Source organism: Methanothrix harundinacea 6Ac (assembly GCF_000235565.1).
GTDB lineage: Archaea > Halobacteriota > Methanosarcinia > Methanotrichales > Methanotrichaceae > Methanocrinis > Methanocrinis harundinaceus.
Window position 1 is genome coordinate 584,162 of sequence record NC_017527.1, and the last position, 15,747, is coordinate 599,908.

The window sequence follows — 15,747 nt, forward strand, 5'->3', positions numbered from 1 at the left end:
TCCTCAGAAGGCCACATTTATCGATGCCTCAGGAACTTTCAAGATCGATAGCGTCATATCATCGCTTGTGCTGAAGGTGCCGCAGGGGCCAATCCCGACGGCCGTCAGGGTGATATTAACCCTCCCCGCCTCCCTGTCCCCATCGCTGGGGTGGTAGCGGGTGCTGAGCCCCCCATCCGGCTCAAAGTGGCCTGTGCCCGAAGTCGTCCAGAGGTATGTGGCAGGACCACCCGAATTCGACCCAGCTATCAGGATCTGCTCTTCCGTCTCGCATATGTAGAGGTCCGCCCCCGCCGAGACCGCCGGCCTCCTCTGAACCAGGACCGTCGTCTTCGCTTCGGTCTCGCAGCCTTCTTCATCGACGACCTTCAGCGTATAAGTCCCAGCGTTGGCCAGGGTGGCAGGATAGATGGTGGTGTTCTGCAGGCTGCTCGCGAACCCCTCGGGGCCGGTCCAGGAGTAGCTGATCAGGCCGTCGGGGCCGCCATACAAGTTGATCGTCGATCCCTCACAGACGGGAGAGTTTGATCCTGCCGTCGCTTGAACTGCTGGATTTACGGTGACATCCTTGACTATGAAGCCGGTGCATCCATGCGAGTCCGTTACGGTGAGCCGAACGGGATAGGTCCCCGGGGCCGGGAAGGTGTACTCGGGGCTCTGCATTGAGCTATCTATAGCGCCGCCGCCGTCGAAATCCCAGCTCTGCGCCGTGATCGTCGGCATGACGTCGGCCGTTGGCGTTGCCGTCGAGAGGTCCGAGAACTGAACTTCGAACCCGCACCCCTGGGCGTAGCTGAAGTCTGCAACCGGGGGGGCCCAGACGTAGTAGCTCTGGGATTTCGTCGAGACTACGCCTTTATTGTCCGTCACCCTCAGGGTGACCGTATATCTTCCTGGAGAGGCGTAGGTTTTGGGAGGGGGGTTGCAGGGAGAGGCTGAAGAGCAGCTGTAGGTGGTGGCGTCGCCGAAGGTCCAGACCGACGAGGCGTAGGGCTTGTAGCCCCCGGTGGTCAGGTCGGTGAACTGGATCGATCCTCCAAGGCAGACATTGAAGCCCGAAAAGTTGGCGATGAGCGAAGCTGGGACGACCAGAGGACCTGGGTCCTTATAGCATTTAGAGGACTGATAATTGTTACAGTTATCGCCGCATGTGGACTTGCTCGCAGACCACTGGACGTATATATTTTTTAACACTATAGGCTCATCGGGGGGGCGAGTTATCGTTGCAAGGGGGATCTCCTGGGGGGACGTCCCTCCCGAGAGGGTGGTAAGCCAGGTGACGTGCTTCAATTTTATGGGAGTCACCCCGTCCCCTCGGTATATGTCCACCACGGAGTAGGGGCAATATCTATCGGTGGCCAGATTCAGGCTGAAGGTCCCCATGAGGGTCACCGAACTCGGGGAGTTCTGGGCGAGGTAGACCCTGGTGACGGAAATATCATTGGCAGTACAGGAGCCTCCGGGATAGTTGCACCACGGGTCCCAGCTCGACTGCCCATCCGCCAGCAGGGCCTGAGAGATCCCGAGGATGACTAAGATGTACGCAATCGATCTACTCTTCACGCCGCCTGCCTCCACATCTCTGGTCTCATCTCTTCTGTCCTCTACCATATCCTTCGGAAAAATAGAGTTTTTAGTTTCCTGTATATGATGATAAAAATATTGAAGCTGGCGACCGAATGTCGCGCTAGCTTCGGCGGAGCCTTCAGCTGAAAGCCACCGATACCGTCACCTCGCCCTCCGGATCCCAGTGGAGGTTGAACTCGAGGTCGCACTCGTAAAGCACATACGGATCAGAGTGATGCTTTGCCCCGTACTCCGAACCGGTCAGATCCTGAACGATCTTCATCGTCACCTTCTGGGGCTTGGTGGGGGCCTCTTTTGATGGCAGATCGTATCCATCATTGAGGAAGTCGGGGGAGTAACATGGCTCCGTGCTGACGGGGGTCTCGGCACCGTTGATGTACCACTCAAACCCGATTGATCTGGACGGGGTGAAGGGAGCTGCGGTGCCGCAGGAGTCGTACCAGCACCATGTATCCTTATTGCTGGTACAATAGTCCGTTTCAGCATCTGGGCAGCATTCGTACACCCTCAGACCAAAACAGTTCTGAGCCGAACATGCGGGTGCCATCTGGTTCGTTATGATCACGTCCACCGTGTAATCTCCAGCCGTGGCGGGCGACGTAATCGCTGATTTGGTGTTATCTACTACCCCAGGAGGATCGAGAAACGTCACTCCTGAAGACGCTGACCAATCGTAAAAGTAGGTGGTACTGTCATCGGGATCCGCTTGGAGCTCCACGTGTTGGTTGACGAATACATTCGCCCAGCTGCTGGGCGTACAGCTTGGGACCGCCACACCTGCAGAGGGCGCCGCCAGGGCAATGGCGCCCACTATGACCAGGGCCCAGATCTCTATCCTAAGACGCATCTTCTTCACCTCTCATCCCTCCAGAATCGGATGGTAGAAGCCATCCCTCCGGCTCCTATCCCGCACCTCTCATCTCCGGGCAATATTGCCCACCGACTTTTTAAGAGGCGCTCCTTTCCTAAATAAGGATATCGCTTCGATGAATTATATAGCCATCCCTCGAAGAGTTTTTGTAGTATCGTATCGTATGATGAGGTTAAGATACGTTTGCAGTCATCGACGGATGAGGTGAATGAACTATGGCAGTCCGATTGGCATCCACATTGATAGCCCTTGTATCCATCATCGCAATCTTCGGCTCGGCGCAAGCGTCGGACCAGCCGACGATAGTCAACCTGATGATCACGGCTGGCGTCCCGCCAGAGGCGACGGCGGAGGAGAAGAAAGCTGGGGAGATTGGACTTGTAAATCTTTACACCAATATATCCAGCAGAGACCTCGTCGCCACGATCTTCTCTACCCAAGATTTCATAGACACTAGGGGCCGAATCCGGCTCACCCGCATGGGCCTCGAGTCGGAGTTCGAGTTCGCCATGTCCGGCAAGCACTCCGATGAGAAGCTCAGCGACCTCTCCTATCTGGAGCAGAGCCGGCTGTTAGAGACCTCCAAGAGGTACGTCGAGTCCACCGTCGTCTGCGGGACCAACGTCATAAACGCGAGGGGCTTCATGCCCCAGTCCTTCGATCAGAATGAGGATACGTACGATGCCCTGGACCTCCTAGAGATCGAGTACAGTGCCGGATTCCAGGCAGGGCTTCTCTTCGAGCCCGGCCATGAGAACGATGTCTGGCCCTACCCGGTGGAGGGGCACAACTTCCTCGCCGTCCCGGTGAGCACCCTCGACCTATCGGGGGATCGGGTCGTCCTCCATGACGGCAGCTTCTCCGATGCCGGAATGGATGGAGATGAGTGGTACGCCGCCCTCGTCGGCAAGTTCGATGAGATCGAGGGAAAAGACGAGCCGATGGTGGTGAGCCTGACCAACACCGTCTCCGGCTCCGGAGAGTATCTGGATGCCCTCAATAGGTTCATGGATTACGCCATCTCCCAGAATGCCACCTTCGTCACCACGATCCAGCTGGTGGAGATGGCCAGGTCCGGGGTCCAGGACGCATCAGAGCTGCCAGAAGCGGCCGCCCCGGAGGAGTGTCCCGAATGCGGTGAAGGCGAAGACGGGATCAATGCCACGATCACCGTCATCGACGATATAGAGGCCAATGCCACCGAAGCTGAAGGCACCTGGTCATAATGGTGGCTTTAGAGGGGCGGCGAGGCGACCATCCCCGAGCCGGGGGATGACCTTTTTTCCGCCCTTCGTGGGCATCACATCCTCCTGGTGCGGATCGACTTCTCTCCGCCGTCTCTCCTCCCAAGCCCAAAAATGGCGGCAGAGCATTATGAAGGGGCCCAGCAGAAGGCCTCCCATGAAGCGGTCCGGTGGTGGTGGGCCGGGGCGGCTCACGCCCTCAAATCCATAAGATGCCGGTTTCTTGTGTCACCAGGAATATGAGTAAATTAATAAAGAGTTACTGACCATAAGGGTGAGTGATTATCATGATCCGATGGCAAACTCCGATAATCCTTATCCTGATCCTCGTCGACTTCGGAGCCGGAGCCCTCCAGGTCGACGGCTCTGGCACCAAGGACTTCTCGAAGATCCAGGACGCCATAGACGCCTCCGAGGCGGGCGACGAGATAGTCGTCAAAAATGGCACTTATGCGGAGAGCCTCGTCGTCGATTGGCCCATCACCCTGCGGGGAGAGGGGATGCCCCTCGTCGAGGGCTGCAATGCGACCTCCCCCGTCATAACTATAAATGCGAGCGGCGTCGTCCTGGACGGTTTTATCATCGCCGGATGCACCAACGACTCCTGCGATTCAGCCTCGGTCAGCGTCCTCTCGGACGGCTGCAAGATCCTGAACAACACCATATACGGCTCAATGAGCCACGGCATCTCTCTCCTCAACTCATCGGGTCACCTGATCTCTAAGAACCGGATCCACGACAACTTCAGGGCCGGGATCCAGCTCGCCGGGGCGAACTCGAGCCAGATCTCCGATAACGAGATCCGCGGGAACGGATACGGAATCTACATCGAGGCATCCGAGGGGGCTGTGATCGCATATAACGATATCAGTGCCAACGGTGCCGATGGAATCGCCATCGTCGCCTCTTCAGGCCAGCAGATCACCGGAAACGAGATCCACAACAACTCTGAGAACGGGGTATACCACCTCGATTCGAAGAACAACATAATCGTGGCAAACACCATCCAGGACTGCAGAAATAGCGGGATCGACGTCGTGAGGTCCTTCAGCACTCTGATCGTCTTCAACACCATCGAGAGGTGCGGCGAGATGGGGATCAACCTCGACGAGACGGACAACATCGTCGTCAACCGGAACTTCCTATCAGCCAACGACATCAACGGGGTTTCCATCCTCGGATCTGACCACAGCACCATCTCCAACAACGTCGTCGAGAAGAACCGGGACAACGGCATCTCCCTCCGCCGGGATAGCAGAAACAGCATGATAGCGAACAACACCATATCGGAGAACAAGAGGTACGGCCTGATCTTGGACGAGAGCAACCTGAACTCCGTCCAGGAGAACCAGATCCACCACAACACCAACGGCATCGTCATGAGATACTCCGCCGGGAACTCCGTCGTCGAGAACGTCGTCCGGGATAACGGCTTCGGCTTGAGTCTGGAGATGGTCGATAACGTGGTCGTCTCGAAGAACGAGATCGCGAACAGCTCAAGAGACGGCATCAGCCTCAATAGATGCGACCACAGCAAGATATGGGCGAACAGGATCCTGGACAGCGCCGCCGACGGGATCCACATAATCCGATCGACGGCGACGATCGTATCGGACAACGACATCCTGAGGAGCGGCGAGTACGGCGTCCAGATCCTGGATCAGAGCACCCAGAACCTCCTCTTGGCAAACCTGATCCAGGACTCGGCCCTGGGCGGAATCTACCTCTTCGAGGGGGAGTTCAACCTCGCCTCCTTCAACGCCCTGATCGATAACAAGAAGTTCAACGGCTGGGATAATGGCGGCAACCTGTGGGACGGGAACTACTACAGCGATCATCAGTGCGAGGAGACATTCTGGCAGGTTCTATGCACCGAGCCCTTCGAGGTCCGCGGCCAGAGGGGGGCGGTCACCCTCGACCGGAGGGCCTTCAGCGACCCCAACGTCGCCCTGGGGAGATGAGCCGGGGGGGGGCAGAAGCCCCCCAATCCCCCATCGCCGGAAATCCTAAAAATATAATCTCATATTTGAACTGAAATGAGCAGACTGATAAAGAGCGACTGACCATAAGGGTGAGTGATTCTCATGTACAGATGGCCAACAGCGGTATTGCTGATCCTGATCCTGGTCGGCCCCGGAGCCGGAGCCCTCCAGGTCGACAGCTCTGGCACCAAGGACTTCTGGAAGATCCAGGACGCCATAGACGCTTCCGAGATCGGCGACGAGATAGTCGTCCTGAACGGCACTTACGGGGAGAACCTCGTCGTCGATCGGCCCATCACTCTCCGGGGAGAGGGGATGCCCCTCGTCGAGGGCTGCAATGCGACCTCCCCCATCATAACTATAAATGCGAGCGGCGTCGTCCTGGACGGTTTCATCATCGGCGGATGCACCAACGACTCCTGCAATTCGGGGTCGGTCCTCGTCCTCTCGGACGGCTCCAGGATCATGAACAACACCATATACGGCTCAACGAGCCACGGCATCTGCGTCCTGAACTCCTCGGATCATCTGATCTCTAACAACCGGATCCATGACAACTTCAAGGCGGGGATCCGGCTCGCCGGGGTGAACGAGAGCCGCATCGCAAAGAACAACATCAGCAATAACGGGTACGGAGTCTTCATCGAGAGATCCCATGACAACTGGGTCTCAAACAGCGATATCTGGGGGAACGGCGCCGACGGCGTCACCATAGCCTCCTCCACCGGCAGCGAGCTCACCTCCAACTCGATCCACAGCAACGCCGACAACGGGGTGTACCTGGTGGATTCCAACAACAACATCTTGGTCGGAAATCGGATCCGGGACTGCATGAATAGCGGGATCGACATCTACCGGTCCTTCAGCATCATGATAGCCTCGAACGCCATCGAGGGGTGCGACGGGATGGGGATCAACGTCGATTCAGGCGACAACAACGTCATGGCCTGGAACTCCGTATTGAACAACGACCTCGACGGCATCTCGATCCTCGGGGCGAGCTACAACACCATCTCCCATAACGTCGTCCGGAGCAATCGGGAGAGCGGCATATCCCTCCGGCTGGATAGCAAACGGAACATGGTGATCTACAACAACTTATCGGAGAACAAGAGATACGGCATCGTATTCGACGAGAGCGACTCAAACTTCGTCCAGGCGAACGAGATCGATAACCACTCGACCGCCCTCATCATCCGGTACTCCTCCGACAACTCCATCGTAGAGAACAGGATAATAGACAGCGGCTTCGGCTTGAGTCTGGAGGTGGTCGATAACGTCGTCGTCTCGAAGAACGAGATCGTCAACAGCACGAGGGACGGGATTCGCCTCTTCAGATGCGACAACAGCAACATCTGGTCCAACAGGATCCCGAATAGCGCCGCCGACGGGGTCCACATCATCAGATCGACGGGGACGATCGTCTCAGACAACGACATCCTGGGGAGCGGCGAGTACGGGATCCAGGTTCTGGATCAGAGCGCCCAGAACCTCTTCCTCTCGAACCTGATCCAGAACTCGGGGCTTGGAGGGATATACCTCTTCGATGGGGAGTTCAACCTCGTCATGTCCAACGGCCTGATCGACAACAAGAAGTTCAATGGGCGGGACAACGGCGGCAACCGGTGGGCCGGCAACTACTACAGCGACTTCGAGTGCCGTGAGATGATCGGAACGATGGTCTGCGCGGAGCCCTACGAGATCCGTGGCCATAGGGGTCTGATCACCCTGGACCACAGGCCCTTCGTTGACTACCACGTCATCCTCGGCCGGTAGGATCGGATGGGGGAAGGGCCCCTAAGGCGGGGCCCCCCTCTCACTTTATAGCCTCTATATCCCTCTTCAGCTCTTCGTCCAAGAGGGTCCCCTCCAGATTCGCCTTCGAGAGGGATACTAGGGTGAACTGGTCGACCTTCGCCCGGATGAGGTTCGCCCCCGCGAGGTCCGCCCCCGTCATCTCCACCGACGAGAGGGTGGCGCCCCGGAGGTCGGCCCCCGTCAGGTTGGCGTCGGTGAGGTAGGTCCTGTCGATGGTGGCATCCCTCAGATAAGCCCCCGATAGGTCCACCCCCCGGAGGTCGAGCCCCTGGAGGTAAGCCCGGCCCATCTTGGTGTTGCTTAGGTTCGACTTTATAAGCCGGATGGCGGTGAGGTCGGCGTCGGTCAGGTCGGCCCCCGAGAGGTCGGCGCCGGTCAAGTCCGCGTAGGATAGCTTCGTTCCCCGGAGGGTAGAACGAGATAGCTTCGCCTCCGTCAGGTCGGCGTAGGCGAAGAGGGCCCAGTTAAGGTTCGCGTCGCTGAGGTTTGCCCGCATCAGGTATGCCCTCGAGAAGTCGGAGTCGGAGAGGTCGGAGCCGGAGAGGTCGGTCCCGTAGAACTCGGCCCTGGAGAACTGGCCGCGGTTGAGGTAGCTTCCTCTCATCTCCGCCCAGTTCATGTGGGCTCCGACGAAGTTGCCGCCGATCAGGTAAACTCCGGTCATCGTCGCTCCGGTGAGGTCTGCCCGGAAGAGCCGGGCGTTCGTCATCTCCGCCCCGGTGAGGTCGGCATCGGTGATGTCCGTCCTCGTCAGATCGGCCTTGGTGAGGGTGGCGTCGACGAGGCTCGCCCCCGATATCTTCGCCCCCCAGAGCTTCGCCTCTGAGAGGTCCACCTCCGAGAGGTCCGCCTCCGAGAGGTCTGCGCCGGAGAGGTCCGCCCCGGCTAGGTTGGCCTTCTTGAGGTTTGCGCCGAGGAGCCATGTGGACCTGAGGTATGCGTCCCTGAGGTCTGCTCCCGAGAGGTCGGCGCCGGAGAGATCTGACTGGTTCAGATGGGCCCCCACCAGGTCTCGGCCCGAGAGGTCGGCGGACCTGAGGTCGCACCTATCGGATATCCTGTCGTCCATCGAGCCTTCGCCGCAGAGGGAGAGGATGAGCAATATCGCTAAGATAAAATCGAGCGACCTGATGATCCCGATCCGGATTTCAATCATATCGACATCTCGCTTAATCTGTGGCCCTTTTTGACTGCAGTACTGAGCTTCTGTGGGTAAAGATCATCCCAATCTCCATTCCGGGTTTATCGCGTCGAGGTGCTCAAACCCCTCGAAGCTGTACGGAGCGGTGTAATATTCATAATCCGTCATGACGCCGTAGTAGCTGTCCACGGCTATCCATAAGTCTGGCCGGTCGCCATCTTCGACTAGGATCCAGAGGTGCCCCTGCCAATCCCATTCGCTCGGATCGTACATATATCTTACTCTATAATTGAAACTTTCATAGGTATCGGCCAGCTTCTTCGATCCGTCGTAACACATCCCCAGGGGCGTCACAGGAAAGATCACCTGCCTCGTCACATCTCGAATGAACTTGCTGTTACCGGTCTTCTCAAACGTCGCGTTCCTCTGGATGGCGTCGGGGAGGATCACCCTCACCGGCCCCGTGGGGGTCGGCGGCTCCGACCAGAGGTCAGCGAGCCTGGGAGCTGCGCCGTTGGGGGTGAGGTAGGCCTTTTCGCCGTCGGAGAAGGTCACCGTCACGTAGCTCCTCATGGGGGTGGAGTTGTATCCGTGGGTCGCGAGGAAGAAGGCGAGGTCGTTGACGGTGATCCCGATGTCCTCGTAGCTGGATATGAGGAGCCAGAGGTCGTTCACCTCGGTTCCGCTAGACGTGCCCGAGATGACCACCAGATACAGGATTATAAGGGCCACCTTCAGATCCCATCGAATGAAGCTCAATTCTCTCCAGCCACCGGCATTAGATCATGGAGATATGGATCCGGAGATATAAAATACATCCCCGATGGAGTCCCGCCCCGCTCTTCCTCAGGATCGTACCCCTCCCGCGGCTTTGTCGGGGGGGGATCGCGGGTCAGATCCCGCCGCCGTGGCCGGGAAAGTATATACCCCTCCGAGGCCGATCTGATCAGAGGAGACCGGAGGAGATGGTCAGGATGGAGGACGAGGTATGACCGGCCTCATCGACGGCTCCTTTGAAGCCCTCATGGCGGCCGCCGAGAAGGTAGACGGGCTACTTCAGGGGAGGCGGTCGAGGTGGGGGATCGTGGCGATTCTTTTCTTCCTCCTCCTGGGGTACGCCCTGGCGCCGGCCCCCTCTGAGCCGGGGACCCCCTGCCCCCCGGAGAAGACCGCCGGCATAGGGCTATCCCCCCCTCTCTGGTGGGTCGGGGGGGGTCCGGAGACGCCGGTCCTGTCGTCAATAGGTCTTGACCCCAACTCCCGGATCGATTACCATCTCCTTCTCGGGGCCGCCGGCGAGGATATGACGCCGGTGGGGAGGGCCCGCGGCGGCCGGGAGATGGAGAGCCTATCCATCAACCTGACGGCCCCCCTCGCCCCCGGCACCGCCTACCAATGGCAGGTGGTGGCCGAGAACCGGATCAAAAAGCGGGCCCCGGGAGAGGTATGGACCTTCACCACCCGGCCTCTCCCCGAGATTGAGCTCTTCGAGGCGGATGCCTCCATCCTGGATCTGGGCGAGGAGGTGACCCTCCGATGGTCCGTCGAGAACGCCACGGAGGCCGATATGGGGCCGGGGGTGGGCCCCGTCCCCCTTCGGGGGGAGGTGAGATCGGCGCCTCGGGAGAACGTCACCTACACCCTCACCGGCCGAAACTTTGCAGGTTCTGTCAGCTCCTCTCTGGACGTCACGGTCCTCTCCCCCCTCGCCATCGACTCTATGGCCGGGGGGTGGAGCACCTACGAGGACGGCAGGGGCTCTGCCATCTCGGGGATCAGGGCGGTCCCGGGGGTGGTGGATGACGCCACCAGGATCTCCTTCGACCTCTCCCCTGGAGGGGTGGCTGGAATCGCCAAGGTCTTCTCGTCGACGGCAGGGGAGGGCGGCCTCAACCTCGCCGGAACCGATGGCCTATCCTTCCACTTCCGGGGCGGCGGAGACCCCACCGCCTTCGAGGTGATGATCGTCGACGGAAACGGCAGCCTCTATCGCCGCCTATGGGATGAGGGCGCAGTCCCGGGGGAATGGGCCCGGATGGAGGCTCGATACGAGGAGTTCGGGGGGGCTGGGGCGGAGGGGATCTGCGAGGAGATCGGGAACGTCATAGAATTCCGCTTCCTGGTCTCCGTCGGCGATGGGGATGAGGGGGCCTCGGGCTGGATCGCCATCGACGACCTGGAGGCCTTCCATCGGTGGCGGAAGTAGAAGGGGAACTGAAATGGTTCTTGGGTTTCGGGCCGATCGCCGGAGGGGGGCGCTCCGCGAGGGCTGGGGTCTTTATCCGCTCCTCCGGACCGACCTCTCCGCGAGGTCCTCCGCGAACTTGAAGTAGCCGCAGACCGGCCTTCCCAGGGGGACGATCCTCCCCCGGACTTCCCCCCCCTCCACCTCCAGCACCGCCACCGCCGGCGGCGATAGGCGGGGCTCCGTGGGGCTTCCGGGGCAGATGAGGAGGCGGTCTCCCCCCTCCAGGAGGGGCCTGTGGAGGTGGCCGAAGACGAGGGCGTCCGCCTCCATCTCCCTCGCCAGGAGGTCGGCGCCCAGGAGGTCGGCGGAGAAGGAGGGCCGGTGGACGAGGCCGATCCTCACCTCCTCCACCTCCACCACTCTCCTCTGAGGAAGGAGGGCCGCCACCGCCGGATCGTCGGAGTTGCCCGAGACCGCCTCGAAGGGGACGAGGTCTCGGAAGGCCTCGTACGCCTCGAGGCTGACGAAGTCCCCGGCGTGGAGGACCAGGTCTGCCTCCCCCGAGAGGTCGATGAGGGGCTTGGGCACCCCCGCCCCCTCCTGGAGATGGGTGTCGGAGATCGCCAGGATCTTCTTCATGCGTGGAGCCTTTTCATCCCCGCCTCTTCTATCCCCAGGAACTCGGCGCCGACGGCGACGACGCTGTTGGTGAAGATCGAGGCGTTGATCTCGAATATCGGGTACCTGTGCATGCTGTACTCCGAGACGAGCCAGCTCGTCGTCCTCCTGCTTCCGCAGATCTGGTCGAGGTACTCCTCGGAGACGGGTATGAAGGCGATATCCTCCTCCCTCCCCCTCTCGGCCATCAGCTCCACCAGCTCCGAGGTGGGGTTAGTCGTGATAGGAAGGACGTCCGCCCCCCTCTTGAAGGCGCTCCTCACCCCTTCGAGGCACTCGTAGGTGTTCCCGCTTCCGGTGATGGGGACGTAGACGTCCCCGATCTGAAAGCTGGGGGTGTTGAAGTCCCTCTCCCAGTAGCTGGTCTTGTTGAGGTGGGTGAACCTCATCTCGAAGGCCCGGGCCACCAGCCCCGACCTCCCCACGCCGCCGATGATGTACCTGCCGTTCCGGGGGAAGAGCCTCTCAAACCACCTGGTGAGCCTCCCCTCGTCCACCTTTGAGATGAGATGGCACTGGCCTGCAAAGTCCTTGATGGTGGAGAGATACCTCTGGCAGTCTCCGCTCTCCTCGCCTTCGATCCTGCTTTGGACCTCCTTGAAGACGGCGTTGAGGAAGGCGAGGACCTCCAGCTCGAACTCCGTCCCCATGGGAGAGAGCTTAGAGGTCCTGGTCAGGTCCAGGTCGTACTTCGTCTTCCCCTTGATCACCAGGACCGATCCGTTCTCGTACCTCTCCACCAGCTGATGGGCGGTGCCATCCTCGTTGGCGGTGATCAGGGTGATATCCCCCCCCTGGTTTATTATGTCCTCGATGTACTTGTTCACTGCTGGGGTCTCCCCCGACCCCGAGACCGCGATCCCCAGGTTCTTCCTGGTGCTCCGGAAGTGCTTCTGGACCGGGTCCTCCATGGTGCAGGGGAAGGCGTTGAAGTGGTTGTAGAGGAGCTGGAGGAAGCTGTAGAGGGAGAGGGCGCTCCTCCCCGCCGCGAGGCCGTAGACGAAGTTCTTCTCGTCCTTTGACCTCAAAAACGACGCCAGCGAATCGGCGAAGCCGTTTACGCTCTCCAGGTCCAGCCTCGTCAGCTTCTCGACGAAGGAGCACTGGAGGGCGGTGGCGTCTTTATACGTGTCGAAGAGACCTGCCATATAAGGGAAAAGGTCAGGCGGGGGGAAGATAATAAAACTTTGCCCTCGCCCGCTAGCTTATGATCTCCGAGAGCCTCCCCTGGTCCCTGGCGAGGCTGATCTCCTGGGCTATCCTCTTCCCGTTGGAGAGGTCCCTCTCGATCAGGTCGGAGTAGGGGGAGCCGCTGATGAAGACGTTCGTCCCGGCGACGATCCGGGCTGAGATCTCGAAGACCTTGAACTTCAGGTCGTCGGTGACGATCGTCTCCAGGCAGAAGGGGCCTATCATCCCTCCGAAGAGATCTAAAGACGCCTCGACGACCCTCTCCCCCAGGTCGAAGGCCTTGGGGAGGAGGGACTCCCTCAGGACGAGGGGTATGTTCCCGGTGACGACGAAGCTTGGAAATATCCCCGCCGCCTCCAGCTCGTCCATGGAGCCGATCCTGAAGATCTCGTCGGCGTTGCTCTCGACCCGCCGGTCGATCCCCAGCATCTCCAGGGTCCCCTTGCTCAGGGTGTAGCCGTGGGACCGGATCGGCGAGTAGAAGTAGTGGATGTAGTACCGGGTTCCCAGGATGAACTCCTGGATGGTGTGCCGCTGGGTGGCGTCGACCTTGCTCAGGTATTCGCCCTTGCTCTTGGATATGAAGAAGCCCTTGCCGCCCTTGGCGCCGTGGTACTTGACGATGACGGGCCTGTCGATCTCCTCGGGGGTCGCAAACCTCCGAGGGAGGTCGATCCCCGCCTTGAGGAGCCACTCCCGCTCCATCTCCCGGTCGCTCTCCCAGGCTAGGGACCTCCGGTTGCCGAAGGTCGGGACCGGCATCTCCTCGAACCTCTCCGTCCCCAGGTACTCCACCAGGGAGCCGTGGGGGACGACGATGGCGTTCTCCTCGACGAGCCGGTCGCTCTCCCCCAGGAGGGCCCCGTAGCTATCGAGGCTGAGGAAGGTGTCGGGCTTGGCCAGGGGGAAGGCGTCGTAGAACTTAGGAGGCCTGCCGAGGCATATTCCCAGGGTCCTGAACCCCTTCTGGCGAGCCCCATGAAATATCTGGAGGCTGCTATGAGAGCACACTGTAGCTATAGTTAGCTCTTTTGTGTCATACTCATCCAAAATTTCTTGTATTTTGCTCTTATCTATCATATCGATAACCTTTGGAACGGAACGACATGATCCAGGGGTACATAAGGGCTTCGATCCGTCCCATCCCCCGGGGTAGATCTCGGGCCCCGACATCCACCGAACTTCCGGGTTCCGGGGCGGCTCCTCAGAATAAGTTAAAATATCTTCGGATAGACCCCTCACCATGCGCGCTTCATTCAGGCGAGATACCGCGGAGACGAAGGTCGAGGTCTCCATCGACCTCGAGGGGTCGGGGTCGTCAGAGGTGGAGACGGGGGTCCGCCTCCTCGACGAGATCCTCAGGCTCCTGGCGAGGGGATCGGGGTTCGACCTCCGGGTGAGGGCCTCAGGGGACCTCCCGACAGGAGACCACCACACCGTCGAGGACGTCGCCATCTCCTTCGGCCAGGCCCTGGCCCAGGTGGCGGTGGCGGGGATCGGGAGCTCTTCCGTCCCCTCCGGCGAGGCCCTCGCCTTCGCCGCCGTCAGGTTCGGGGCAACGGGTTACCGGGAGGAGGTCGACATATCTCGGCGATCCCTGGAGGGGATGGACCTTGAGAACCTCGGCCACTTCATGAGAACCCTCGCCTACAACGGCGGGCTCACCCTCCATCTGAGGGCCTCGGGAGGCGACGACTGGCAGAAGGTGGAGGCCCTCGCCACCGCCCTCGGTCGGGCCCTCAGGAGGGCGGTAGAGGACGGGTGCGGCGATCCGGGAAATAAATGAGATCGCATCTCATCACCGCTCCTTCCGAGGCGGACGACAGACGCCTCCGGTCGAAATAAGACGAGGCGAAAGGCCCCTCATCAGGAGGCAGAGGCTCTCCCGCGCAGAAGGGATGCTATAAGAGGAAGACTAGAAGATCCTGCGGCGGCGTCGGGTCTACCGGAAGCCTGACTGCTGGGTCGGCTTGATGACGATCTCGGAGGTCGCGATGGCGTTTCCGCCCCTGGCGGTGTTAATGGATATGACGATGATGTTTCTGACGTCGATGTCCATGTAGTTGACGTCCGTCGGGACCGATCCGAACTCTCCCCGGCCGGTGACGGTCCTTCCCCTTTCGGTGTTGATGGCCACGACGCCCTGGAAGGTCTCATCATCTTCATCATCGTCGAAGATGGAGAAGCCGGTCAGATCCTGGATGGTGGAGGTGCCGATGGTGCTGCCGTTGGTCAAATCGCTCAGGATCGTGGTTCCGAGCTTGGCGGAGGTGCCGCCCCTGGCGAAGTCATCGTGATAATTCCTAACCCGGTTTAAGGAGTCTGGATATTCCCGCTCCGCTATCGAAGCGTCCCAATCTACAGCGGCAGAAGAACCAAAAATGAGAAGCATGCTCATCAGCGCCAGGCTGATGAGCTGCCATTTTATCTCCATTGTATCCTATTGGGCGATGAATGTATCACAGTCGCAGCAATCACAGCCCGCAGCAGCGCCCTGGGTAGCGCAAACGGATATGCTGTTTCTGGCGATCGCTCCACCGGTGGCGGTAGCGAACTGGTTACCAGAGGAGACTCTCTCTATGTTTACGACCCTGGTATCCCATCCCATCTGGTCCGCGGCGGTACAGGTGCCCAAAGTGGAGGCACACGCCGGCTTCGGGAAGCCTTCCTGATACAGCATTCCTGCATTCTGGTCGTTCTCAACCTTCAGATCGTTGAAGGCCTGTCCATTCCAAAAGGCAAAGGCACGCTGCTCTCCTGAGCTGACGAGCTTCACGTTCGCGTTAGCAGGCCAGTCGCCCAAGGAGAAGTCCACAGCCTGGAAGCCACAGAGGCAGTCAGGCCCGGTACAGTCTGCCATGGCTGGGACGGCGAAGAAAGCCGCCACCAAGACTAATAGCGCAGCAAATTTCTTTATGGTCTCACCCCTTCATTGCTTGAAGTAATCATAGTTAGGCGTCGGTCATATTTGTATTTTTTGGTACTCGCCGGCGGAGCGACCGCCCCTCAGATCCCCTGCCGTTCCTCCTTGGTGGCAGAGGACGCCG

At 59.8% G+C, this 15,747-nt stretch carries 14 protein-coding genes; 5 read left to right on the forward strand and 9 right to left on the reverse strand.

Translation table 11 applies throughout. The features are described 5' to 3' along the window. Positions 1–3: 3 nt before the first annotated feature. Positions 4–1,563, reverse strand: a complete 1,560-nt coding sequence (locus MHAR_RS02940; RefSeq protein WP_187287844.1) for a PKD domain-containing protein — start codon at positions 1,561–1,563, stop codon at positions 4–6. A gap of 142 nt (positions 1,564–1,705) precedes the next feature. Next, on the reverse strand, positions 1,706–2,158 hold the full coding sequence (locus MHAR_RS13200; protein WP_014586134.1) for a hypothetical protein: 453 nt from the start codon (positions 2,156–2,158) through the stop codon (positions 1,706–1,708). 515 nt (positions 2,159–2,673) lie between these two features. On the opposite strand from MHAR_RS13200, the gene MHAR_RS02950 reads away from it, so the two are divergent. From MHAR_RS02950 to MHAR_RS02960, 3 genes are all read left to right on the forward strand, one after another. Continuing rightward, entirely contained in the window at positions 2,674–3,684 is a 1,011-nt protein-coding gene (locus tag MHAR_RS02950; RefSeq protein ID WP_014586135.1) for a hypothetical protein, read from the forward strand. A gap of 305 nt (positions 3,685–3,989) precedes the next feature. Then, the gene (locus MHAR_RS02955) at positions 3,990–5,663 is read left to right on the forward strand and encodes a right-handed parallel beta-helix repeat-containing protein (RefSeq protein ID WP_014586136.1); all 1,674 of its coding nucleotides are present in this window, start codon (positions 3,990–3,992) and stop codon (positions 5,661–5,663) included. Positions 5,664–5,786: 123 nt separating this feature from the next. After that, positions 5,787–7,460, forward strand: coding sequence for a right-handed parallel beta-helix repeat-containing protein (locus MHAR_RS02960; RefSeq protein ID WP_081472249.1), 1,674 nt, complete (start codon positions 5,787–5,789; stop codon positions 7,458–7,460). A 40-nt stretch (positions 7,461–7,500) separates the two neighbouring features. On the opposite strand, the gene MHAR_RS02965 is transcribed toward MHAR_RS02960, so the two are convergent. Continuing rightward, entirely contained in the window at positions 7,501–8,658 is a 1,158-nt protein-coding gene (locus MHAR_RS02965) for a pentapeptide repeat-containing protein (protein WP_014586138.1), read from the reverse strand. Between the two features lie 63 nt (positions 8,659–8,721). Beyond that, complete coding sequence (locus MHAR_RS02970; protein WP_014586139.1) at positions 8,722–9,402, reverse strand: hypothetical protein; 681 nt, start codon at positions 9,400–9,402, stop codon at positions 8,722–8,724. A gap of 229 nt (positions 9,403–9,631) precedes the next feature. Between MHAR_RS02970 and MHAR_RS02975 the strand changes: the two genes are divergently transcribed. After that, on the forward strand, positions 9,632–10,849 hold the full coding sequence (locus tag MHAR_RS02975) for a hypothetical protein (protein WP_014586140.1): 1,218 nt from the start codon (positions 9,632–9,634) through the stop codon (positions 10,847–10,849). Between the two features lie 72 nt (positions 10,850–10,921). Here the strand turns inward: MHAR_RS02975 and MHAR_RS02980 are convergent, their stop codons facing one another. The 3 genes from MHAR_RS02980 to MHAR_RS02990 are packed head-to-tail and all read right to left on the reverse strand — an operon-like array spanning position 10,922 to position 13,780. Then, on the reverse strand, positions 10,922–11,470 hold the full coding sequence (locus MHAR_RS02980) for a YfcE family phosphodiesterase (protein ID WP_014586141.1): 549 nt from the start codon (positions 11,468–11,470) through the stop codon (positions 10,922–10,924). Next, positions 11,467–12,657 carry a sugar phosphate isomerase gene (locus tag MHAR_RS02985; RefSeq protein ID WP_014586142.1) on the reverse strand — a complete coding sequence of 397 codons (1,191 nt, stop codon included), beginning with the start codon at positions 12,655–12,657 and terminating at the stop codon, positions 11,467–11,469. The genes MHAR_RS02980 and MHAR_RS02985 overlap by 4 nt, the downstream gene beginning before the upstream one ends. Before the next feature lie 52 nt (positions 12,658–12,709). Next, a complete protein-coding gene (locus MHAR_RS02990) occupies positions 12,710–13,780 on the reverse strand; it encodes a formate--phosphoribosylaminoimidazolecarboxamide ligase (protein WP_048144299.1) in 1,071 nt (356 codons plus the stop codon). Positions 13,781–13,943: 163 nt separating this feature from the next. Here MHAR_RS02990 and MHAR_RS02995 point away from each other — a divergent pair, with 163 nt between their 5' ends. Continuing rightward, a complete protein-coding gene (locus MHAR_RS02995; RefSeq protein WP_014586144.1) occupies positions 13,944–14,486 on the forward strand; it encodes an imidazoleglycerol-phosphate dehydratase in 543 nt (180 codons plus the stop codon). A gap of 156 nt (positions 14,487–14,642) precedes the next feature. Here the strand turns inward: MHAR_RS02995 and MHAR_RS03000 are convergent, their stop codons facing one another. Then, on the reverse strand, positions 14,643–15,134 hold the full coding sequence (locus MHAR_RS03000) for a hypothetical protein (protein ID WP_014586145.1): 492 nt from the start codon (positions 15,132–15,134) through the stop codon (positions 14,643–14,645). Between the two features lie 6 nt (positions 15,135–15,140). Continuing rightward, positions 15,141–15,587 (reverse strand): hypothetical protein, encoded by a 447-nt coding sequence (locus MHAR_RS03005; protein ID WP_143763248.1) that lies wholly within the window; start codon positions 15,585–15,587, stop codon positions 15,141–15,143. Positions 15,588–15,747: the final 160 nt, after the last annotated feature.

Excerpts from the sequence above, each read along its gene's own strand:
- MHAR_RS02950 (WP_014586135.1), top strand. The coding sequence starts at position 2,674 with ATGGCAGTCCGATTGGCATCCACATTGATAGCCCTTGTATCCATCATC.
- MHAR_RS02955 (WP_014586136.1), top strand. The coding sequence starts at position 3,990 with ATGATCCGATGGCAAACTCCGATAATCCTTATCCTGATCCTCGTCGAC.
- MHAR_RS02960 (WP_081472249.1), top strand. The coding sequence starts at position 5,787 with ATGTACAGATGGCCAACAGCGGTATTGCTGATCCTGATCCTGGTCGGC.
- MHAR_RS02965 (WP_014586138.1), bottom strand. The coding sequence starts at position 8,658 with ATGATTGAAATCCGGATCGGGATCATCAGGTCGCTCGATTTTATCTTA.
- MHAR_RS02975 (WP_014586140.1), top strand. The coding sequence starts at position 9,632 with ATGACCGGCCTCATCGACGGCTCCTTTGAAGCCCTCATGGCGGCCGCC.
- MHAR_RS02980 (WP_014586141.1), bottom strand. The coding sequence starts at position 11,470 with ATGAAGAAGATCCTGGCGATCTCCGACACCCATCTCCAGGAGGGGGCG.
- MHAR_RS02985 (WP_014586142.1), bottom strand. The coding sequence starts at position 12,657 with ATGGCAGGTCTCTTCGACACGTATAAAGACGCCACCGCCCTCCAGTGC.
- MHAR_RS02990 (WP_048144299.1), bottom strand. The coding sequence starts at position 13,780 with ATGATAGATAAGAGCAAAATACAAGAAATTTTGGATGAGTATGACACA.
- MHAR_RS02995 (WP_014586144.1), top strand. The coding sequence starts at position 13,944 with ATGCGCGCTTCATTCAGGCGAGATACCGCGGAGACGAAGGTCGAGGTC.
- MHAR_RS03000 (WP_014586145.1), bottom strand. The coding sequence starts at position 15,134 with ATGGAGATAAAATGGCAGCTCATCAGCCTGGCGCTGATGAGCATGCTT.